Annotated in this window: 20 protein-coding genes and 2 pseudogenes; 7 read left to right on the top strand and 15 right to left on the bottom strand. The window is 57.4% G+C overall.

The window, feature by feature from the left end; translation table 11 throughout:
• Nucleotides 1–22 precede the first annotated feature (22 nt).
• Both DET50_RS15100 and DET50_RS15095 read left to right on the top strand, forming a co-directional pair.
• Complete coding sequence (locus tag DET50_RS15100) at nt 23–1,075, top strand: efflux RND transporter periplasmic adaptor subunit (RefSeq protein ID WP_011784135.1); 1,053 nt, start codon at nt 23–25, stop codon at nt 1,073–1,075.
• Nucleotides 1,072–4,107, top strand: a complete 3,036-nt coding sequence (locus DET50_RS15095) for an efflux RND transporter permease subunit (protein WP_011784134.1) — start codon at nt 1,072–1,074, stop codon at nt 4,105–4,107. Before DET50_RS15100 ends, DET50_RS15095 begins: the two co-directional genes overlap by 4 nt.
• Nucleotides 4,108–4,222: 115 nt before the next feature.
• On the opposite strand, the gene DET50_RS15090 is transcribed toward DET50_RS15095, so the two are convergent.
• The 13 genes and pseudogenes from DET50_RS15090 to DET50_RS15030 form a co-directional block, all read right to left on the bottom strand.
• Complete coding sequence (locus DET50_RS15090) at nt 4,223–4,990, bottom strand: MipA/OmpV family protein (protein ID WP_011784133.1); 768 nt, start codon at nt 4,988–4,990, stop codon at nt 4,223–4,225.
• Between the two features lie 71 nt (nt 4,991–5,061).
• Nucleotides 5,062–6,144 carry an aldo/keto reductase gene (locus tag DET50_RS15085; protein ID WP_011784132.1) on the bottom strand — a complete coding sequence of 361 codons (1,083 nt, stop codon included), beginning with the start codon at nt 6,142–6,144 and terminating at the stop codon, nt 5,062–5,064.
• Between the two features lie 61 nt (nt 6,145–6,205).
• A complete protein-coding gene (locus DET50_RS15080; RefSeq protein ID WP_011784131.1) occupies nt 6,206–6,802 on the bottom strand; it encodes a TetR/AcrR family transcriptional regulator in 597 nt (198 codons plus the stop codon).
• Between the two features lie 138 nt (nt 6,803–6,940).
• Nucleotides 6,941–7,609, bottom strand: coding sequence for a cupin domain-containing protein (locus tag DET50_RS15075; RefSeq protein ID WP_011784130.1), 669 nt, complete (start codon nt 7,607–7,609; stop codon nt 6,941–6,943).
• Nucleotides 7,610–7,656: 47 nt separating this feature from the next.
• Complete coding sequence (locus tag DET50_RS15070; protein WP_011784129.1) at nt 7,657–8,277, bottom strand: glutathione S-transferase family protein; 621 nt, start codon at nt 8,275–8,277, stop codon at nt 7,657–7,659.
• 228 nt (nt 8,278–8,505) lie between these two features.
• Nucleotides 8,506–8,973, bottom strand: coding sequence for a GbsR/MarR family transcriptional regulator (locus DET50_RS15065; protein WP_011784128.1), 468 nt, complete (start codon nt 8,971–8,973; stop codon nt 8,506–8,508).
• Nucleotides 8,957–10,390, bottom strand: coding sequence for an efflux transporter outer membrane subunit (locus DET50_RS15060; protein WP_011784127.1), 1,434 nt, complete (start codon nt 10,388–10,390; stop codon nt 8,957–8,959). Before DET50_RS15060 ends, DET50_RS15065 begins: the two co-directional genes overlap by 17 nt.
• Nucleotides 10,380–13,547 carry an efflux RND transporter permease subunit gene (locus DET50_RS15055; RefSeq protein ID WP_011784126.1) on the bottom strand — a complete coding sequence of 1,056 codons (3,168 nt, stop codon included), beginning with the start codon at nt 13,545–13,547 and terminating at the stop codon, nt 10,380–10,382. The genes DET50_RS15060 and DET50_RS15055 overlap by 11 nt, the downstream gene beginning before the upstream one ends.
• On the bottom strand, nt 13,544–14,797 hold the full coding sequence (locus DET50_RS15050; RefSeq protein ID WP_011784125.1) for an efflux RND transporter periplasmic adaptor subunit: 1,254 nt from the start codon (nt 14,795–14,797) through the stop codon (nt 13,544–13,546). Before DET50_RS15050 ends, DET50_RS15055 begins: the two co-directional genes overlap by 4 nt.
• Before the next feature lie 56 nt (nt 14,798–14,853).
• Complete coding sequence (locus tag DET50_RS15045) at nt 14,854–15,804, bottom strand: lipid A deacylase LpxR family protein (protein ID WP_258546138.1); 951 nt, start codon at nt 15,802–15,804, stop codon at nt 14,854–14,856.
• Between the two features lie 316 nt (nt 15,805–16,120).
• Nucleotides 16,121–16,567, bottom strand: a complete 447-nt coding sequence (locus tag DET50_RS15040; protein ID WP_011784123.1) for a MarR family transcriptional regulator — start codon at nt 16,565–16,567, stop codon at nt 16,121–16,123.
• A 186-nt stretch (nt 16,568–16,753) separates the two neighbouring features.
• Complete coding sequence (locus DET50_RS15035) at nt 16,754–17,593, bottom strand: universal stress protein (RefSeq protein WP_011784122.1); 840 nt, start codon at nt 17,591–17,593, stop codon at nt 16,754–16,756.
• Between the two features lie 101 nt (nt 17,594–17,694).
• Nucleotides 17,695–17,853: pseudogene (locus DET50_RS15030) on the bottom strand (MarR family transcriptional regulator); the annotation flags it as partial.
• 203 nt (nt 17,854–18,056) lie between these two features.
• On the opposite strand from DET50_RS15030, the pseudogene DET50_RS15025 reads away from it, so the two are divergent.
• Nucleotides 18,057–18,689, top strand: a pseudogene (locus DET50_RS15025) (transposase); the annotation flags it as partial.
• Here the strand turns inward: DET50_RS15025 and DET50_RS19515 are convergent.
• Nucleotides 18,642–18,851 (bottom strand): IS66 family transposase, encoded by a 210-nt coding sequence (locus DET50_RS19515; RefSeq protein ID WP_022988836.1) that lies wholly within the window; start codon nt 18,849–18,851, stop codon nt 18,642–18,644. The pseudogene DET50_RS15025 and the gene DET50_RS19515 overlap by 48 nt on opposite strands.
• A 63-nt stretch (nt 18,852–18,914) precedes the next feature.
• Nucleotides 18,915–19,085: a hypothetical protein gene (locus DET50_RS19510; protein ID WP_220150157.1), complete on the bottom strand. Its 171-nt coding sequence runs from the start codon at nt 19,083–19,085 to the stop codon at nt 18,915–18,917.
• A 376-nt stretch (nt 19,086–19,461) separates the two neighbouring features.
• Between DET50_RS19510 and DET50_RS15015 the strand changes: the two genes are divergently transcribed.
• The 4 genes from DET50_RS15015 to DET50_RS15000 all read left to right on the top strand — a co-directional run bounded on the left by DET50_RS15015 (nt 19,462) and on the right by DET50_RS15000 (nt 21,791).
• Complete coding sequence (locus tag DET50_RS15015; RefSeq protein ID WP_011784118.1) at nt 19,462–20,310, top strand: hypothetical protein; 849 nt, start codon at nt 19,462–19,464, stop codon at nt 20,308–20,310.
• Nucleotides 20,303–20,578, top strand: a complete 276-nt coding sequence (locus DET50_RS15010; RefSeq protein WP_011784117.1) for a hypothetical protein — start codon at nt 20,303–20,305, stop codon at nt 20,576–20,578. Before DET50_RS15015 ends, DET50_RS15010 begins: the two co-directional genes overlap by 8 nt.
• Before the next feature lie 70 nt (nt 20,579–20,648).
• On the top strand, nt 20,649–21,038 hold the full coding sequence (locus DET50_RS15005) for a hypothetical protein (RefSeq protein ID WP_113863605.1): 390 nt from the start codon (nt 20,649–20,651) through the stop codon (nt 21,036–21,038).
• 120 nt (nt 21,039–21,158) lie between these two features.
• Nucleotides 21,159–21,791, top strand: coding sequence for a recombinase family protein (locus DET50_RS15000; RefSeq protein ID WP_022992177.1), 633 nt, complete (start codon nt 21,159–21,161; stop codon nt 21,789–21,791).
• Nucleotides 21,792–21,835 lie beyond the last annotated feature (44 nt).

Below are 21,835 nucleotides of genomic sequence, written 5' to 3'. Positions count from 1 at the left end.
CTTGCCGATCGAGACATCTGCCATGCGCTTTCTGCTGACCCTGTTTATCTCGCTGCTCATTCTGTCAGGTTGTCAGCAGTCCGCGGAAACGCCTCCAGAGGCCCGCCCCCCTGTTCCCTGGGTAAAAACAGTGGAATTGAAGGAGGCAGGTCCAACATCTCAGAGGTTTTCAGGAACCCTGCGAGGCCGCCACGAAGTTCCCCAGGCCTTTCAGATCGCCGGCCGGATTCAACAACGTTTCATCGATCCCGGTCAGCGCGTGGAAAAAGGCGACTTACTGTTCAAACTCGATTCACGAGACCTTATCGCAACCGCGGAGGGGGCCGCCGCAGATCTGAGGCGTGCAGAAGCGGCCCTGGCCATTGCCACTAATGAGCTCCAGCGACAGCAGGAACTGGTAGGACGTCAGTTTGTCAGCGAACAAACCCTGCAACGCCTTGAACTGGCGGAGCGTGAAGCACGCAGCCAGGTGGAAACGGCTTCTGCACGAAATCAGCAGGCTCAGAATGCTCTGGGATATGCGGAACTAAAAGCCGCCAATGCAGGCGTGATCACCGAGGTCATCGTTGAGCCCGGCCAGGTTGTGGGTGTCGGTCAAACCCTTGCCGTTCTGGCTGAAGATCAATCCCTGGAAGTCGAGGTCTTTTTACCTCAGGGCAGCAACCCGCCCCGGCAAGGTTATGTTCCTTTACCCAATGGCGAACAGCTTGCGGTGAATCTGAGAGAGATTGCCGGGGCTGCCGACGCCAGAAGCCGGAGCTGGCGTGCCCGATACAGCCTGGAGGGGCCCTACCCTTCGTCTTTAACGCTTGGTTCAGTGGTGAGTGTCCGGCTGATGCAGAAACAAACCACGGCCAGCCATCGTGTACCGCTGGGTGCCCTTGATGAGAGAGGAGAAACGCCGCAGGTCTGGTTGGTCTCCGACGGCATGGTGACCCCCCTTGCGGTCGAGGTTATCGATTTGGGTGAGGAGTATGCGCAGATCCGGGCCAACATCAACGCGACTACGCCGATCGTCGCATTAGGGACACACCTGCTCACGCCTGGCATGGCGGTGCGGGAGCTGGCTCAATGAGCCTGCCTAATCTTTCCGCACTGGCAGTGCGCGAGCGTTCGGTCACCCTCTTTTTTCTTTTGATGTCCGTTGTTGCGGGCTTCTACGCGTTCTCATCCCTTGGTCGGGCGGAAGACCCTGCGTTCACTGTCCGGGCAATGGTGGTTTCTGTGGTTTGGCCAGGAGCAACCCCTGAGGTGCTACGGAATCAGGTGGTGGACCGCCTGGAAAAACGAATACAGGAAGTGGCGTATTTCGACACTGTTGAAACCACCATTCGGCCCGGACAGGCCACCATGCTTATCCGGTTCCAGGATTATACGCCTAGTGAAAAAATGCCCGATCTCTTCTATCAAGTTCGCAAGCGCATGTCCGATGAAAGCCCCAATCTCCCCCGTGGTGTCATCGGCCCCATCGTTAACGATGATTTCTCAGACGTGTATTTCTCCCTGATGGCCCTCACAGCACCGGGAATGCCAATGCGTGAACTGACCCGCGAGGCAGAAGCGATACGAGATCGCCTGCAACGGCTACCCGGCTTGCAAAAGGCACAGATCCTGGCCGAGCGTCCTGAGCGGGTGTATCTCGAGTTTGATCAGGACCGGCTCAACAATCTCGGCTTGTCGGCAGAAGAAGTGTTGCAGGCGATAGAGGCCAACAATCGCCTTGAGCCTCTGGGCTTTGTTGATCTTGCCGGCCCGCGGGTTTATGTCCGCAGCAACATTGACCTGTCTGACCTTGAGCGCCTCGCCTCAGTACCTCTGCGTATCGGAGACCAAGTTATCACCGTGTCTGATCTGGCCGAGGTGCGTTTGGGCTATGAAGATCCGTTGAACTACATCGTCCGTTCCAGCGGTGAGGATGCGATCCTCCTGGGCGTCGTCATGGAGGCGGGCGAAAATGGCCTGGAGTTTGGTGAACGGCTCAGTAAGTTTGTCAGCACTGAACAGGCCAGGCTGCCCCTGGGGATGTCAATACAGACCCTGACCAACCAGGCTGAGGCCATCACTCAGGCCGTTGATCTTTTTCAGGTCAAGTTTCTGGTGGCATTGGTCGTCGTAATGGGCGTCAGTATTCTGGCGATCGGCCTGCGTGCGGGTTTAGTGGTGGGCATTGCGATTCCCGTTACTCTCGGGCTGACCTTTTTATTGATGAAAATAGCGGGCATTAACCTGGACCGCATCACCCTGGGCGCGTTGATTATCGCACTGGGCCTGTTAGTGGACGATGCGATCATCGCCATTGAAATGATGATTGTGAAGATGGAGAGTGGCTGGGACCGGGTACGGGCAGCCAGTCATGCCTGGAGCGTCACAGCCGCGCCCATGCTGTCTGGAACGCTAGTAACAGTGGCCGGTTTTGTCCCCATCGGCTTTGCTCAGTCGGGTGTCGGGGAATACACCGGTAACATCTTCTGGGTGCTGGCTTTTGCGTTGCTGATTTCCTGGGGGGTGGCGGTCACCTTTACGCCTTATCTGGGCGTCAAGCTATTGCCCGATTACATCGGGCATACTGGCCAGGACCTTTATCAAAGCGCTTTTTATCAGCGGTTGCGTGGGGTGATTGCAGCGTGTGTAAGGTACCGGAAAACCGTCGTTTTTCTCACAGTGGGTTTACTGGCTCTCAGTGCTTTCGGTATGGCAGCCCAGGTACAGAAGCAGTTTTTTCCCAGTTCTGATCGCCCCGAGGTTCTGATCAGTGTCTATGCTCCGCAGGGGAGCGCTATTGCCACCACGGATCAAAGCGTCAGACGCCTCGAAGCGATATTGATGGACATGCCGGAGGTTAAAAGCCTGTCCGCTTACATCGGTGCCGGTGCACCCAGATTCTTCGTATCGGCAAACCCCGAGCAGCCGGACCCGGCGTTTGCCAAGTTGATTGCCATCGGGCAGGACGTTGAAGGGCGCGATCACATCATCTCGACGCTGGAGGCCAAAATCGCGGCGGGTGAGTTTCCTGAGGCGAGAGTGCGTGTAACGCGTTTGCTGTACGGCCCGCCGGTGGCCTGGCCGGTCAGTTTTCGAGTGTTGGGTCCGGAACCCGATCAACTCAGAGAGATCGCGCACCAGATTCGGACTCTCATGACCGGGCATCCGAACATCGTCATGCCGCACCTCGAATGGGATGAGCGTGTGCCCACGCTCTATCTTGAGTTGGACCCGGAAAACCTGGGCTGGATGGGCCTGACCCCGGCAGAGGTTGCACGGCAACTCCAGTTCCAGCTTCGCGGCGTGGCCGTTACCGAGTTACGCCAGGGCATAAGGAGCGTTCAACTGGTGGCGCGTAATGCCCGCGGTGAAATCATGATGCCCGAAGATCTTGAAATCAAAACCCGCGACGGCCGCAAACTCTCCGTAAAACAACTGGGGCAGTGGCAGGTTCGTTATGAGGAACCGGTTATAAAGCGTTACAACCGCGCCCCCTTCCTGGCCGTTCAGGCGGATGTGGAAGGCGCCCAGCCACCGGATGTCACCAAAGAGATCTGGAGTACGATGGCAGGCCTGCGTGAACGGTTACCGGACGGTTATCGTATTGAAATTGGCGGTACGGTGGAGCAATCCGCCAAAGCCAACGCCTCCATTCAGACTTTACAACCGGTGATGTTGGCGTTGATGCTGATTTTCATCATGCTTCAGATGCGTTCATTTATCGGCACCTTGACCGTTCTGGCCACCGCGCCATTGGGACTCATTGGCGCTGTGCTGGCTTTGCTGTTGTTTAATCAACCTTTTGGCTTTACCGCGTTGTTGGGGCTCATTGGCCTGGGCGGTATCCTGATGCGAAACACCATGATTCTGACGCAGCAGGTGCAGGACAACTTCACAACTGGGATGGCTGCTCGGGAAGCCGTGGTCGAGGCAGCCGTCCAACGCGCTCGCCCCGTGGTACTCACTGCCCTGGCGGCCGTTCTGGCGTTTGTACCTCTGACCTTTGACCTGTTCTGGGGGCCGCTCGCTTATGTACTTATAGGGGGCGTAGCAGTCGGCACTCTGATCACCCTACTGTTTGTTCCGGCGCTTTACGCACTCTGGTTTCGGTTAAAGGAAAAGTGAGCCAGGTGTTTGAGCTCCGAAGTAATCCTTACATAGCCGACGAAGCCAGAACCGGGAGATTCAGGGGTTACTTGCCCATTCCCGTGACAAGAATTGCCCCGGTCCCCGAAGACATTCAGAATCGGTAACTCATAAAAACACCGGTGTAGGCTTGGGTAGCCTCCCCGATATCACTGACAATCGGGCTATCCTCGGCATCGCCGGTTAATTGTGACACCCCAGCGGTCGCGGTGACCGACCATTGCGCAGACAACGAGTAGGTTAAACTGCCTGTCAGGCCATACCGGGCATAGCCATCAGGGCTATAAGAGGCCAAGCCGGAGCGGGCACTTTCCGTATCGGAAATACCAAACCTATCGTCTGTCCAGTCATCACTGCTGTAGGTCAGGTTCGGCCCCAGGGAGGCAAACCATTGATCGCTGAACTGGTTCCGCCATCGTGCCTTAAGCACCACCTGATAGCCATCGACATCGCCGGTGAAGGGAGATTGGACGGCTGCGCTGTACGACCATGCGTCGTGGTTGTAAGCAACGCGCAAGCCGGCGATCGCGCCGCCATCAATCTTGTCCAGGCGTTCAAGATCCTCGTCATTGTCGCGCCCCGGAATGTAACCAATAAAGGGCGACAGCTTCCAGTTGCCGTGGCGAATCAGGTTCCAGCCAAGACCATCGCGAATGTTAAAGTAGAAACGGTCACCATAGCTCACATTGATCGTCGGCCAGACCCTGGTTTCATAATCGTCGCTGCCAAGGTAGTCCGGAGTATAGAGTACACCCGCACCCAGGCTGGCGTCCCACGCCGAGTTTGCCAGGCCCGGGGTTGAAACAACCAACAGCGTCGTCGATGTGGCCAGTAGCCACGGACGTTTAACTTTTGACAGCATAGACGAGTTTTCCCGTTGTTTGGCTGCGCAGCCAAGGCGCAGCGAAATGTGTGCAGTGGGTCGCTATCGGATTAAGGCTCGGAAGGATTTCGGTACCCGGCCATCATTGCCATCATCCAGCCCGGGTACTCCTCCGGGATACGACTCACCTCGTCCAGAGCTTTACGCTCGTCATCAGACAATCGGATCTGTGCGGCCCGGATATTGGCTTTCAACTGATCTGGTCGCTTGGCACCAACAATAACACTGGATACAGGTTCCTGGTGCAGTAGCCACGCAAGAGCGATCTGGGCCACGGTGACGGGTTCGCCGTCAATCTGCTTTCCGTCAGCCACCTCACGCATGACCTTGATAACCTCTTTGCCCCGCTCGCGGTTAACCGGAGGGAAGTCGAACTTAGTGCGCCGGTTCTCCTCGGATACGTCCGGATCCTCGTATTTGCCGGAAAGGTAACCGCCGGCCAGCGGGCTCCACACCATCAACCCGACCTTTTCCGACGCCAGCATGGGGATCACCTCCCGTTCCAGGTCGCGCCCCACCAGGGTGTAGTACGCCTGCAGAGACGTTACCGGGCACAGGTTGCGGGCCCGGGTGATACCGATGGCCTTCATGACCTGCCAGGCGGCCCAGTTAGACAAGCCCACATAACGCACATGGCCCTGTTGCACCAGGGTGTTCAGTGCCTCCAGGGTTTCTTCGATCGGGGTGGCCGGATCAAAGCCATGGATCTGGTACAGATCAATGTAATCGGTCTGCAATCGCGCCAGGCTCGCCTTGCATTCGCTCATGATGTGGCCACGGGAAGCACCACGGGCATTGGGGCCCTCGCCCATGGGGCCGAGCACCTTGGTGGCCAGCACGACATCTTCCCGGCGAACGCCGAGGTTCTTCAGGGACTGGCCGACGATGCGCTCGCTGGCCCCGAAGCCATAGATGTTGGCGGTATCGATAAAGTTGATTCCCGCCTCCAGAGCGATCTTCACCAGTTCGTCGGCCTGTTCCTGCTGCAACTGGCCGATCAGGCCCCAGATGTCTTCATCACCGCCGAAGGTCATGGTTCCCAGGCAGAGTTCGGAGACGAACAAGCCCGAGTTTCCGAGTGCTGTGTAGCGTAACGGATTGTGATCAAATCTTGGCAGGTTGTGAGGGGTCATGTTGCACCTCCTGATAACAGGTTAATGTCACGACTTTCTGTCGCGTCTCATTCACTGCCATTCAAGCGCCAGTGTTGTTCCCTTCCGAAGCACTTTGGCAGCGAGCCCTTAAAAGTTGTGTAGCCGCATCAAATGGAGCTGGGTCTTGTGCTGTGCGTGCCGCCAGGTGGGCGCCTTCCAGCGTGGCCAGGGTTGCGCAGGCTTCTTGTGAGGGATCAGAAATGGACGAAATTGACCCATCCCTCAGGCCCAGTTCAAAGGTTGCCCTGGTCCAGTCCAGCACCATTGCCCGAACGCTACCCACCCGGTTGACAACCGCCTCGGGCAGGCTTTCGCGACAGATTGAAAAGGCAACGCACAGGCAGACGGTCTGGCCGTCATGCAGGGCACTTCGGTACACAGCGATGAGAGCACTCAGGCGTTCGCCGGCGCTGGAACAGGCCGCCTCTATTTCAACCAGCCGCTCTTTCAGGCTGGTGTGATACCGCTCGATCAAACGCTCCGACAAGTCCGCCTTGGTCGGAAAATGATAATGAATGGAAGCCTTTCTGATGCCAATGGCCTTCGCGAGATCCGCATAGCTGAATCCGTCAAACCCTCTTGATCGGGCGGTGCGCTCTGCGAAGTCTAACAGGGCGGTTCTTGTGTCACGGTTCATAATTAGTCAATGGTTAACGTCGTTCACTCAGGCAGTTGCCGTGTATGGCACCTTGATCAGGGGAAGGTTACGATTCCTTCCCCTGATCAAGCCCTTTTTGGCTCTTTGGCAGCCCAGAAATGTTCAGGCTCCTGCTGGTTACACTTCAGGGGTCCTGACAAACCGAAGGTGCCCTGTCTTCATCCAGATTTTCGCCCCACGGGCTCCGGCCGTTGCGGACAATGCTTCTCCTTCGGGCAGACGCAGCCAAGCATTCCTGCCCAGCACTTCATCGTTTACCGTGACATCGCCGTCCAGGACCAACACCTCGATCCCGCCGGCCGCCTCTGATGTCAAGTTAGCACCGGGCTCAAGCTTGCGGTGAGTGACCGTTTCACGCTCGTCCTCATGCAGGAGCGAGGTGGAAATGCCCTCCACCGGAGCACCCAGTTCCGCTTCCATGTTTTTGCTGAACTGGGTGCGGTCCGCCGGGTCGAACTGCCAGAGCTTGACAAAAATCGTACAGCCCTCGGCAGAGCCTGGTACATGAGAGGTGGTTGGCGGATTCCGCACATAGGTTCCCGCAGGATAATCCCCATGTTCGTCCTGAAACACACCGTCAAGTACGATGAATTCCTCACCACCGTCATGAGTGTGCGCCGAGAACCGGCTGCCTGGCGCATACCGCACAATACTGGTGGCACGGGCCACTTCGCCACCGATACGATCCAGCATTCGCCGCTCCACCCCTTTCATGGGTGAAGGGCGCCACTCAAGCTGGTCAGTATCAATGACCACGGGCTTTGTGAAATCTGCATTGATTTCCATGCTCTGTCCTCCGGTTAATCAGTCCGCCAAGCCAAAAGGCCCGGGCATCAGCCGGTAATCGACGGACGGGCCGCGACCCGGGCACGCCAGGCCAGGAGATGATCCAGGTGACCGGGAATGTCAACCTTGGCGAACTCTGCAAACACCAGTCCGGCATAAGCCGTGATATCCGCAACAGTGAAACGGTCACCAGCAAGAAACTCGTTTTCCGCAAGCACCTCGTTGAGATAGGCCATCGTGGACTGAGCGACCTCTTTCTGCTTATTACCCCAGTCAGGACATTGCCATGTCTCAAGGTCGGGCCCCAGTCCCCGGGTTGCGTGGTGGAAATACGCGCCCACCGCATTCATCAAACCGGATTCGGCACGAATATTCATCATCGCGATAACCGCACGCTCTTTAGGCGAGGCGCCCGTCAGGGAGGGCCCGTCAAACACACCGTCAAGGTACTCAGTGATGGCGTTGCACTGTGCAATGCAGGTGCCGTCATCAAGCTCCAGTACCGGCACGGTGGCATCGGGGTTCTTTGCCCTGAAATCAGTGGTACGGTGTTCACCACCCATGACATCCACCGGGACAAACACCACTTTATCGGTGGCACCTTTCTCGGCAAGGGCAATGCGAACGCGCAGCGGGTTGGGAAAGCCTTCAGTGTCGTAAATTTTCATTGGTTACCTCTGTTGGTCATTAAGCATACGACGTTTAATTTACCTATCAGTAGATAGGTGCGCAAGAGGCAATTTAATTAGTCTGCTTTGCTTTGAGCCGCTGACCAGACATTCCAGATGGCAAAAACCATTCAGGCCTCCTCGCAGTAACACCAGCCAGGGTTGCTCTGACATAGCCCGCGTTTCCTTCAGGCCCGGATTAAATCCAAGGTTAAACCTTTGATGTTATTATTTTTTATGTCCATGGATTTGAGATTTCAGCTGCTTTAGAAGGTCTTTGGAGCTCTCATAATACAGGGTGTAGAACTGATCCAGATCAGCCAGCTTGGCAAGCGTTTGTTCATTGGTAATGGTTGCCTTGGCTTCGGCGATCACCTCCTTTCTGGCCTCGAGCCGTTTTATCTGCCCTTCCACCAAGGCAGCGTAGGGATGGGGACGAATCGCGAAGAAGTCCTGGCGCTCACCCGGCATTGTTCGACGCTCAACAATGCCGAGTCTTTCAAGAAAGCACGTATTCGTACTGACGCTCGCCTTACTGACACGCAACGTATCCACAAGCTGCGATGAGCTGACGGGACCATCCGACACGATCAGTGTCGCCCAAAGTTGCCCAGCGATGCGGGAAAAGCCTTCAGATTGAGCCTGAAGACCGAGGCGCTCAATAAAACGCCTGTCTGATTCAGTCAGTGTTTTCATAATCAGAAGATTGCAATGAATTCTGCCAACCCCCGCCCAGCGCGCGATACAAATTAACCGTCGACTGCAAGTGATCGCGCCGCGTTTCCACGAGATCAAGTTCGGTTGTAAACAGGCTTCGTTCAGCGTCCAGCACCTCCAGGTAACTGGACGCGCCACCCTCAAAGCGCAATCGCGCAAGTTTAGCCGTGCTTCGCAGTGCTGCTACCTGCCGGGCCTGCGCTTCCAGGCGATCTTCGGTACCACGCACCCCGGCCATCGCGTCGAGCACCTCCCGAAACGCCACCTGAATGGCCTGACGATACGCAATCAGGGCCTGGCGTTGACGCGCCTCCGCCTGATTGACTAGTGCCTCGGAACGCCCGAAGTCCAGCAACGGGCCGACTAACGAGCCGCCCAACTGCCACGTGGATGCCGAACCCTGGAACAAGTCGCCACCGGACGCACTTCGCAGGCCCAGCAGCCCCTCGAATGAAATCCTGGGCAGAAACGCCGCCCGGGCAACACCGATTTCGGCGTTGGCCGCGATCAATTCCTGTTCGGCTGCGGCAATGTCGGGTCGCCGAACCATCAGATCTGCTGGTCGGCCTGCAGGGATACTGGCCGGAACATCCATCTCACCAATGGTATTCGCTACGGAAATATCACTACGTACAATCCGTTGTGGATCTCGCCCCAGAAGCACTGCCAAGGCGTTTCGCTGAAGGGAGCGCTGTTGGCGAAGCCTCGGAAGTTCGGATTCAGCGGCCGCAAGCTCGGATTCTGCCTGCCGCAGGGCCAATTCATTAATCTCGCCTCCTTCAAACCGGGCCCGTTGCAGGGCGACCGATTCGCGGCGGGACGACACGGTGCGTTCCGCGATGTCGATCTGACGATCAAGCGCACGCAAATTGAAGTAACCATTGGCCACCTCACCAATCACGGCCAGTCGCACGGCCTCGCGATTCGCTGCACTGGCCAGAAGCCGTGCCCGGGCTGCTTCGCTGGCATTGGCAAGCCGCCCCCAGAGATCCAGCTCGTACGATAGAACACCGCCAACCTGGATATCATTGAAGGGTTGACCACCAGTACTGTTGACGGACTCCTCACTCGGGCCCTGGCGCACCGCGGAGCCCTCCACCTCCAGAAGTGGGTATCGTTCTGCCTGCTGTCCGGTAAGGAGCGCCCTTGCTTCGGCAACCCGGGCAGCGGCGAGCTGCAGATCGTTGTTGGCATCAAGTGCCTCCTCAACAAGCGTGACAAGTGCCGGATCGCCATAGCCACGCCACCAGTCCAGAGGGAGTTTCTCGTCCGCCGAAAGTCGTGCGGACGTCCAGTTTTCCGGCATCGACGGCTCGGGCTTCTTAACAGTCGGCGCGAGTGAGCAGCCACCAAGTGACAACACCATCAAAGTGGTCAGCAATACCTTAACGGTCATCAGCCACACCTCCATTTGCCCGTCCGGGAGCGGCCGCAGCCGAGTCATCCTGGTCTCTGGAGCCACTCAGAAAATCCGTGATACGGCGGACGACCACATAGAACAGTGGAATAAAGAACGTCGCCAGTATCGTTGCCGAAATCATGCCGCCAAGAACCGCCGTTCCTATCGCAATACGGGTGGTTGCACCGGCACCACTGGCGAAAGCAAGCGGCAACACACCCATGCCGAAAGCAACCGATGTCATCAGAATCGGCCTCAAGCGCACTCGCGCCGCTTCCTTGGTTGCCTCGATCAATTTCATTCCCTGATCCTCTAACGAGCGGGCGAACTCCACCAGAAGTATAGCGTTGCGCGCAGTCACACCAACGGTGGTCAGAATGCCAACCTGGAAGAAGACGTCGTTAGGAAGCCCGCGAACCATCGCTGCAAGTACCGCCCCGAGTACGCCCAAGGGCACCGCCAGCATCACGGAAATGGGTATGGTCCAACTTTCGTAGAGCGCGGCGAGCGCCAGAAACACCACCAGTGCCGACAGCGCGTAAAGCAGGGATGCCTGGGCACCGGCCTGGCGCTCCTGATAGGACAGGCCGCTCCAGGCGCCGGCCACACCGTCCGGGAGTTGAGCGATCAAACGTTCGACCTCCGCCATGGCCTCACCGGTACTGTAGCCCGGTGCCGGCTCACCCTGAATCTGACGGGACGGAACACCGTTGAAACGCTCAAGGCGCGGTGAGCCATACTCCCAGCGTCCGTTCGTCACTTCGCTCAACGGGGTCATCTCTCCGTTAGCGGCTCGCAGATACCACGCCTCAAAATCCTCAGGCAGCATCCGGAAAGGGGCATCACCCTGAACATAGACTCGCTTGACCCGCCCCTCATGGAGAAAATCGTTAACGTATTGCGAGCCCCAGGTCACCGACAGAAGTCGACTGATCTCGGACGGCTCTATGCCAAGGGCCTGCGCCTTTTCGTAATCAATGTCCACTTTGTAGCGGGGATTGTCCGCCAAACCGTTGGGGCGCACACTCGTCAGCACGGGGCTTTCGGCCGCCAACTGCAGCAATTGACCTTGCGCTGCCATGAGCGCTTCATGCCCGATGGCACCCCGATCCTGTAAACGCAATTCAAAGCCCAGGGCCTGCCCCAATTCCGGTATCGGTGGCAAATTGAAAGCAAAAGCCCGCCCATCACGCACCAGCCCGGCAAGCGCCCGGTTCGCCCGCTGAATGATCGCGTCGGCGCTTTGCGTCTCGGGATCGCGCTCACTCCATGGCTTGAGATTGACGAACGCCAGTCCCGCGTTCTGCGCCCGGCCAGCGAAGCTGAAACCAGCGATTGTGAAGAGGCCCTGCACCTCATCCTGGTCCATGAAGTAATCTTCGATAACCTGAATCGTATCGATTGTGCGCTGCTGGGTCGCACCGGCGGGCAACTGATACTGCACCACGGCGAACCCCTGGTCTTCCGCGGGCAGGAACCCGCCGGGCAACCGCACAAAGAGAACGGCCACCAGGCCGACGATGCCCAGGAACGCCAGTGTGTAGAGCCAGGCGTGGCGCGCCGTATGGCCAACCAGGCGGACATAGCCCCGGGTCAGTCGCCCCAGGCCTGCCTCAAACCAGCCGAACAGTTTTTGCAGCAAGGTTCTTTCATGCGTGGGCTTGAGGATCCGACCACACAGCATGGGGCTCAGAATCAGAGCCACCAGCACCGAAAGCACCATGGCACCAGCAATACTCAGGGAAAACTGCCGATAGATTGCCCCGGTGGAGCCCGGAAAGAAGGCCATCGGGATAAACACCGCAGACAACACCACGCCGATGCCAATCAGCGCGCTGGCTATCTGCCCCATGGACTTGCGCGTCGCCTCCATCGGGCTCAGGCCGTCCTCATGCATCACACGCTCGACGTTCTCAACCACCACGATGGCGTCATCCACCAGAAGGCCGATCGCCAATACGAGACCGAAGAGAGTGAGCATGTTGATGGAAAAGCCGAAGGCCGCCATGATCGCAAAGGTGCCCAGCAGCACCACCGGGATTGCGATCGCTGGTATCAGGGTAGCCCGCCAACTCTGGAGAAATACCAGCATGACCAGGACCACCAGGGCGATTGCCTCGATGATGGTTGTGACCACCGCGTCGATGGAGGCCTCCACGAAGGGGGCCGTCTGGTAGGGATACCGAATCTCCACCCCTTCCGGAAAATACGGCTCGAGCTCCTGGAGCCGCGCTTTAACAGCCTCTGTGACCGCAAGCGAGTTGGCACCCGGCGCCAGATTGATGCCAAGGCCGGCTGCCGGCTCGCCATCGTAGAAAGTGTCAATCTGGACTGCACCGCCGCCCAGCTCAACGCGGGCAACATCCCCCAGGCGCACCCGGGACCCGTCGGGCATACTCTTGAGCAGGATGTTGCGGAACTCTTCGGTTGAGGTGAGCAAGGTCTGGGCGGTGACCGTGGCATTGAGCTGCTGACCCTCGACCGCGGGCAGCCCGCCGAGCTGGCCGGCGGTGACCTGGGCGTTTTGCGCCTCGATGGCGGCGCTCACGTCGGCGACGGTCAGGCCGTAATTGGTCAACGCCGAAGGGTCCAGCCAAATCCGCATCGCATATTCAGAGCCGAAAACCTGCACGCTGCCGATACCAGTTACCCGTCCAATGGGTTCGGCTAACTCGGAGCTGATAAAATCGGCGATATCCAGCTTGCTGAGGCGACCGTCGGTAGAGACGAATGCCATTACCATCAGAAAACTGGTGCTGGATTTCTCGACGCTGATCCCCTGCTGGCGCACCACCTCCGGGAGCCGCGGTTCCGCCAGTTTGAGCTTGTTCTGCACCTGGACCTGGGCAATGTCCGGATCGGTGCCCGCCGCAAAGGTGAGAGTAACCGTAGCGTGGCCTGAGGAATCCGCTGTTGACCCCATATAGAGCAAATTGTCGAGGCCGGTCATCTCTTGTTCAATGACCTGAACCACCGTATTGGACACGGTGTCCGCCGAGGCGCCAGGATAATCGGCCTGAATCTCCACCGCCGGCGGCGCCACCGACGGGTATCGCTGGACCGGCAAAACGAAGATCGCCATGATGCCCGCCAACATGGCGACAATGGCCAGAACCCAGGAAAAAACGGGCCTGGAAATGAAGAAATTAATCATTGTGCGGGGCCCTCGTCGTCGGAGGCGCTTTTCTGTGAACTATCCTTGCCACTGGCTTGCTGGTTTTGGGTGGGATGTAATGGAACATCTGCCTCAACCGGCTTCACCTTGGCCCCTGGCCGAACCTTTTGCAGACCGGAGACGATAAGGCGATCCCCCGGCTCTAACCCGTTCTCCACCAGCCAGAAAGCGCCAATGGCCCGCTCTGCCTCTAACTGGCGGGCAACAACTTCTCCCTGCGGGTTGACCAGCAACGCCGTGGCCTCGCCTTGCGGATTACGGCTCACGCCCTGCTGCGGCGCCAGAAGGGCGTTCTCCCGCACCCCCTCGCTCAGGCGAACGCGCACGTACATTCCAGGCAGAAGGTCTTCGTCAGGATTGGGGAAAACCGCCCGCACAGTGACCGAACTGGTGCTTTGGTTGACGGTAACATCCGCAACGTCAACGCGTCCCTTATGCGGATAGAGAGTACCGTCATCGCGCAACAAAACAGTCTCGGCTTCATTTAGGCCGGGCTTAGAAGCCGCGCCCTCATTCAGAGACGACCGAATTCGAGCCAGTTTTTCGACCGGTAGCTGAATATCGACATACATGGGATCAAGCTGAACCACGCGCGCCAGGACCTGGGGCTGATTGGCGGTTACCAGTGCACCCTCCGTGTACAGTGTCGGGCCAATGCGCCCGGCGATGGGAGCCTTGACCTCGGTATACGCCAGCTCGATACCCGCCGTTTCGACCATCGCCTCGGATCGGGAGACATCCGCCCGGGCTGCCTCCAAGGCCGATAGCGCTTCATCACGCTGACGCTTGCTGACCGCATTCTTCTCAAACAAGTCTGACGTACGTGCCCACTCCCGCTGAGCCTGTCGCAATTCGGCCTGTGCGCGCTCCAGTTCTGCCTGGGCCCGTTGATGGGCAGCACGGTATCGGTTGGGGTCGATCTGGTAGAGGACCTCACCTGCTTTGACCTGGGCGCCTTGTTCAAACAAGCGCTCCTGCAAAATGCCCGTGACTTGCGGCCTCACTTCCGAGATACGGTAAGCGGCGGTCCTGCCCGGCAGTTCCATTGAAAGGTTCACACGCTGCGGCTGCATTTCAACAACCCCGACTTCCGGAGGCGGCGGCGCTGACCGTTCAGCCTTTGCCTGACCGGAGGAATTGTCACAACCAGCCAGCAAAAGAACCGCCAACCACATTGGCAACATGCGGACCCCAAATAGCCGCACCATCAAACTCTTCTCTGTCTGCATATAACTAACCTCTGAATGGGCAAAAGACTCAAAAACCGTTCAATTCATGCCTTCACTTATAACCAGGTAGACAGAACGATCGATCCAAACTGATCGACGCCGTCCTTTTCCTCGAATTCTTCGCTGCGCCACAGGTAGGTGTAGGCGATCTGCCAGCGATCCCAGGTCAATGCCGCACCCACCTGAGCATCGCCAACCCACTCACGACTGTCAACGGAGTGGCTGTCCTCGAAACTGTTGCCGTCGAGCAGCAGGTTGTGTGCTGTATAGCGCCCTTCTACGGCAGCGAAGACGTACCAGCTAAAGCCCCGATCCCGCCGAAAAGAAGATTGCCCGCCTTGTGCGGGGGCGACTGACGGAATGCCGAAACTACGATCAAGCCCCTCTCCCAAACGAAACCCAAGGCCGCTGGAAGCGTAGGTATACAGGTTGCCGAGCGCAAACCCGGCAGACGGTCCATATTCCAGGCTTAGCTCAGCGACATCCTGTTGTTTAAGCCAGGCCCGTTCATAACCAAAATTAATCACTGGCTCGTTCTCAAGCTGGTTGTCCCAACCCCTCGGCTTGTCTGCCGCAATAAGATCGTGGAAATTTCGTTGGACTACCTCAGCACCGGAAGCCGGTCCTACGATGCCCACGTCGATATGCAGGCTGTCTGCCAAACGCAAGCCACCGTGCTCCCTTTCGCTCAGTAGCGAAATTCCACCAAACAAAAGGCCGGCATAGGGGCGGTCATCTTTAATAAGCGTTTCGACCTCTATATCTTCGGGCGTATAGATCTGTTGCCCGAGCCGGTACGTTACGCCCGCAAGAGTACTGCCAGACCAGCCCGGAATGACGTCCGCAAGACGGCGGGCCCAATGTCGATCCGGGGGCTCAAAGGCCCAGATCACCTCTACGCCGTTGGTGTATTGACCATCGCCACCGGCGGAAAAGGCATCGTTTTCCACTTTCAGGGACAGCAGGCCGTCGGCGGAAGCTGACGTCACAAGGAAGCCCAGCAACAAACCTGAGCACCAACTCCAATAACACTTTTTGCCACGTCGAGATTTCAATAAAGCGCCCTCTGTCAAGGCGGGTTGAACCGGTTGCAAAAGACCATACTCCCGGATGCTGCCCCACTTTCCCGTGCCAGTTGATTCGGTGTTCCGCCAACAATGATAGGAAGGCTGCTGCAAAACTTGTTCATTTCGTTCAGCATGGACTGAACGTAACACACATAACGACGGACCGCCAGCCGTGATGGAACCGTCCTGTGCCGGCGAAATTTGCGGAACGCTCCAATCCTAATCTTGTCGCTCGCGTCTGAAAAATGTCTCGGGTTCAGTAATATTTGGGGTTGGCGGAATTTTCCATAACCCGTTCAAACACACGCAGAGCGACTTCCAGATCCTGGTCTTCAATGCCTTTCAGCATCTCCTCTCGCAAGAGATTCGCCCGCTCATTCAGTTCGCTCGAAAAGCGCTCACCGGTATTGGTAAGGTACAGCAACCTGACGCGCCGATCATGCTTACAGGGCCGTCGTTCAATCAGCCCCTGCTCTTCAAGGCTGTCAAGCAGACGGACCAATGTCGGATTCTCGATCGTCATCAAATGGGCTAACTCCCGCTGGGTCAATCCTTCACCACCACGCTGCAGGCAGACCATGGTGAACCAACGAGCTTGGGTAACCCCCAGGTCTTTCAGGCGCTCATCCAGTAACTTGCGCCAGCGCCTTGCCACTCGGGCATTGGCGAAGGGAAACTGATCTCGAGGGATTTGCGGGTCCATATCACTGTCCTGATATTGCTGACTCAGTAACAGTAAATCGTAAGCTAATCATTGAGGCAAGTCTGCGTTACGCACTAACCAGGTTTGCGCCAATTCGACCTGCAATTCAAGCAGGTTCTCAGGCCAGCTACTAAGGAACTTCTCCGAAGGGCTCCGTCAATAGCCCGCCAGCGCGTTCGTTTATAGTCAACGAGACACCAGCACAGGGATTGACGCTTGACAGAGTACAGTTCGAGTAGCGCTACCCAGCACCAGTCGGGTGAGCCGCGTATGGCCATAGGCGCCCATCACCAGCATGTCGGCATGGAACGCCCGCGCCTGCTCGAGTAGCACCGGGCCGACCTTACCACCGTCGACTTGTTCCAGTGTTACCTGTACGCCATAACGCGCGAGGTGGCGACACAGGTCCGCGCCGAAATCTTCTCTACACTCCAGCTCGCCATCCGGTTCATCGCAGACACAAACCACCTTCACTGCTTCTGCCTGGGCCAGGAAGGGTAACGCATCGCCGACAGCTCGTGTTGCCTCCCTGCTAGCGTTCCAGCCAACAACGATACGTCGTCCAATCCGTCCGGCCGGCCACTCGTCAGGAATGAGTATAGTCGGGCGTCCAGACCCGAAGATAACATGCTCGGCCATCCTGACCGTCATGGAAGGTTCAGGGGAGCTTTCGAAGGGAGGGACCAACGCCAGCCCTGCATAGCGCGCGTGTAGCATTAATTCCTCCGCCACCTCGCTCTCGGACAAGCGCCACTCTGCGCTAATACCTCTTGCGCGAGCCATTGCCTCAAACCGCTCCCTGACCTGAGTCTCTGCGTCCCGAACACGCACGCGATGCTGTTCGAGCAAGGCGCGCATGGCGGGGCCGGCCACAGCGTACGCATGAGGCATCGCTCTCAGTGGCGTTGCCACAAACACCGCTATCAGGCAGGCATCCCAGCACGCAGCGATGTCAGCGGCGATCGCCAGTCGCCGGTCATAGGGCCGAGCCTCTTCAAGAAAGACAACGATATCCTTAGGTAGCATGCTTCACCTCCTGGTCACGCGCTTTCCATAACCTACTCAAAAACACGCAGGCGGACCAATGTCGGATTCTCGATGACCATCAGGTGGGCTATCTCCCGCTATGTCAGCCCTCCACCATCACGCTGCAGGCAGACCATGGTGAACCAGCGAGCCTGGGTAGCCCCCAGGTCTTTCAGGCGCTCATCCAGCAACTTGCGCCAGCGCCTTGCTAACCGGACACTGGTGAAAGGAAACTGATCCCGAGGGATTTGCGGGTCCATGTCACTGTCCTGATACTTATTAAGCCCTCTCCCCAGTCTAGCGGTTGACCGCTAAGCTGGAAGGCGACCAAACACCACAAGGGAGAAGACTCAATAAACTTTATCGTAGCACCTACCATCATTATTGTGGAATCAATCTGCTGCATGCCTGTACGTCTGTATCATCAACCAGCAGGGGGAGGTGTTGCTACACAAGGAAATCAAAGGACGGCAACTTCCCGCTGGCCTACACCTATCCCAACGAGATGCGGGCCACCCGCGACCTACTGCGACGACGCTTCCGCATCGTCCAGCACGGGGCCATGCTCAAAACCCACGTGGTGAACACCACCAGCCAATACAATCCGCCACCCAATAAGGTAAACCTTAAGAATGTGGGAGTCCGGGAACAGGTTCAGGCGGCCTTTGCCGGACAGAATGTCCAGCACAACATCAATCTCGACCTGGCCATCATCGAGTGCTATCACCGTGAGCTGAGCAAGCTTGAAGAACACCTGGAGCGGCAAGCCAAACAACATAATCCCACTTCTCTGAGTGTGCTGAGGACCATTCCCGGTGTAGGGCGCATCCTAGCGCTGACCATTCTCTACGAAATCGGTGATATCCAGCGCTTTGAGTCAGTTCAGAAGTTCGCTTCCTATGCCAGACTCATCAACTGCAAAGCCGAGTCTGCCGGCAAGGTGGATCCTGGCCACCGCAAGCGACGGGGCCTCGGGCTGTTTGTTCTGTCGGTCAGGATGACACCACTTCGCCAGCATCGCCAGACAGCCGCCAGAACCAGCCGGATCTCATCTTGCCTTTTTGGGGGCCTGACCGGCCCTGGTGGCCGGCCTTGATGAGCGTTTCGTCGATGGCCAGTACCGGCTGCGCGGCACGTTGTCGGTCTGCGCATCCACAATGGGGCGCAGCAGGTCGATGGCTCGCTTGACCAGCTTGGTCAGGGTACTGCGGCTGATGGTGATGCCGGATTGCTGGATGCGCTGGTGCTGACGATACAACGGCAGGGGGACTGAAACTTGTCCACCAGCAGGCTGACATCGGCCAGGCTGTTGTGCAGCACGTTAAATAGAGCCGGTGTTGTCGCAGGCTTCTCGGTGCCCTTTGCGCCGGAACACCGGGCGTTCCACCTTCAGCACCACGTAACTGGAGGCCCGCTGGGCCAGCCGGTAGGAGGTTTTGGTGCCGAGGATGTCGTACTGGTCGGCGTCCGGCCCGATCTGCTCCGATGGCATGTGTTCAATGACTTCCACCGGCACATCGGCACTAAAGCGCAGACCAGTATCGTTCAGGCAGTCGTCATCCCGCTGTTTCTTGCATGAATAGAAACTTTTTCTCTATTGGCCCGGTCGGTTACTACCCATGCTTATAAACTGGGATAAGTGGGAAACTGGGAATTTCTGATCCTTTTCCGATTTACCAACACCTCGCCTCAACCGAAAAAAACCTACTGGCAAGTCTAGCAAGAGCGGCACTCCCGATGCACCACTGCGGATACACCGAAGTTTGTACTGACAGCGCAACACATTGATTTTATTAAATATTATTTTGATTTTCCTCTTGCATATTTGAAACTTCGTGCGAATATTTTAGAAAACGCAGGAGTTCAAAATGACCAAGTTGAAGACCATTTGTTTTGCTGTAACTACAGCCGCGCTCGCGGGTTGCGCTGTCATGCCTCGACACTATGACGACGAATCATCCCGCGCACTGAATCTGGCCCGTGCCGGCGGCGTCTACGATCAGGACCTGCGGGATTCACCAGACGGGACGCGCTCGCATCGAAAGGGTTTGCTGGTAAGCGCCCTCGACCTGGCCAGATTGGCCACCTCATTAGATGCGCCGCTTCGTCATCTTACCGGCACCCAGACGCTGTTCTTCAACGCCACTGACATCATGATGACGCCGGACAACCCTTCGGCGCGACCCAGCCTGATGGGCTGGATGCCGGAATCACTGGCGGCGAACGAGGATGACGCCTATGACCACTATGTTGCCGTTGTAGATGAGGCCATCACCCAGGCCGCCGAGTCGATGGCGATAAATGTAACGAAGCTCACAGACGTGAAGACGCCGGAGATTGATGGGAACCCGCTCATGCTGTGGTCGGTAACAGTCGAGCGATATGGCTGTGCCGATAGCAACTGCATCATCGCCTATAACATCCAACAACCGAATCACTGGAAGACACCAAGCTATGTCATCGGCCGTGAAGCAGCCAGTTACAACATCGCTGCCAACCATCCCGAGAAATATTCCCGACTGGTATTTCGGCAGTCCGGCCATGAACGTACCTTTCCTGTAGATGAATTCTATGGCGCTGTCAGCGCCGGCATGCCTCCCTGGATAGTGATGTACTTTCCACCGAACACCGTGATCCAGGACGGCGAGCCGCTCCCCTATCCGGTGTTGTATGAACAGGGCCAACAGCTGATGTTCAGGGAGCCCGACCATGAGTGACTGGCACGATGAACTTGAGTTGGCACTGCTGCCGCTGGAGGACCTGAGAGTCGATAGCGTCTACATGACTTTTGTGATCAGCAATGCCCTGAGCGAGCGAGGCATTTTCCATCAATGCCGGATCGGATACGCGGAGGACCGACTGAGCCGAATGACCACCGCTCCCCATTGCTGGGTCGAGCTCGAGCAGGACTTGAGGGCGATGACGAACGATGCCTACAGCAAGGTGAAACCGCCGTGGCTGGCCGGGCAAGCCGCAGCGGCCTGACGCCGGGAAAAACTTGCATTTTCTCAGGTTCTGGTAGCTTCGAAGTAAAGAACTATCGGGGACTGAGGCCATGGTAAGAGTGGCAAAAATCGTAACAGTGGGGCTCGCCGGGATCGGCGTTGTGGAGCTCGCCTTTAGGGGTACCGATGCAGCGCTTTACGCATGGTATTTATTGTTCGTGCTCTGGGTGGTCGCACTGTTCATTCGCTTCGCACTGGCCGTAGTCGATGCCTACAAGACGGTTTTCGCCAAGGGACCCGATGGGGAAATGACGTTTCCTGAATTCGAACAAAAGATGGCGTCGTTCAGTCGAGGCAGTGATGAGGAGGCAACCGGCGCGGGCAACAAGGCAACTTCCGGCAATGGGAGCAATGGCGGTACAGAGGGTTTCTTCGATGACGACAGAATCAACCAGATTTATCGAGCGGACGATCCGTTCGGGGATTTTCTCGACTCTTGAGGTGGTTCCTTATGGGTACAGATCAGGAGAACCAGAGGTTCGAACCCGGTAACGGCCACCAGAACCACCTAAACCAGACCGGCCAGAGAGAACCACTTATAACAGACTGAGGAACCGACGATGTTTATTCGAGCCTACCTTCGGGCATCCACGCAGGAACAGAATGCGGAGCGAGCCCGGGAGTCACTGGTACAGTTCGCAGCCAACCACGGTCAGCGTATTGCCGCTTTCTACGTGGAGAACGTGTCCGGCGCTACTTTGCACCGACCCGAGCTGATGAAGCTGATCACAGATTCCGGTGAGGGTGACATTGTGCTGGTCGAACAGATCGACCGGCTGGCTCGCCTCAAAAAAAGTGACTGGGACTCCCTCAAGCAAAAGCTGGCCGCCAAGCGGTTAGCCATCGTCTCCCCGGAATTACCAACCAGTTGGCTCGCTCTGGAAAAGAAAGACGACACCGGATTCACCGACTCCATTCTACGAGCGGTCAACGCCATGATGCTCGACATGCTGGCTGCCGTGGCCCGCAAAGATTACGAAGACCGTCGGCGCCGGCAGTTCCAGGGCATTCATAAAGCAAAAACGGAGGGCAAGTACCAGGGGCGGCAACCAGACCTGAAGCGCAGACAGCACATCGCCAGCCTGCTACGCAGTGGCCACAGCTACAGCGAGATCCAGGAGATGCTGAGTTGCTCGCGGCACTTGATTGCGTCTGTCGCCAAAGAACAAAGACAGGCCGATGCTGTGGCCTGAAACCAACAAACTGCCCTCAAAGGGCAGTCAACTATTGGAGACGT

This window comes from Marinobacter pelagius (genome assembly GCF_003315345.1).
GTDB classification, from domain to species: domain Bacteria; phylum Pseudomonadota; class Gammaproteobacteria; order Pseudomonadales; family Oleiphilaceae; genus Marinobacter; species Marinobacter pelagius_A.
Note: the sequence above shows the minus strand (reverse complement) of the source record. Positions and strands in the feature narration are given on the sequence as shown.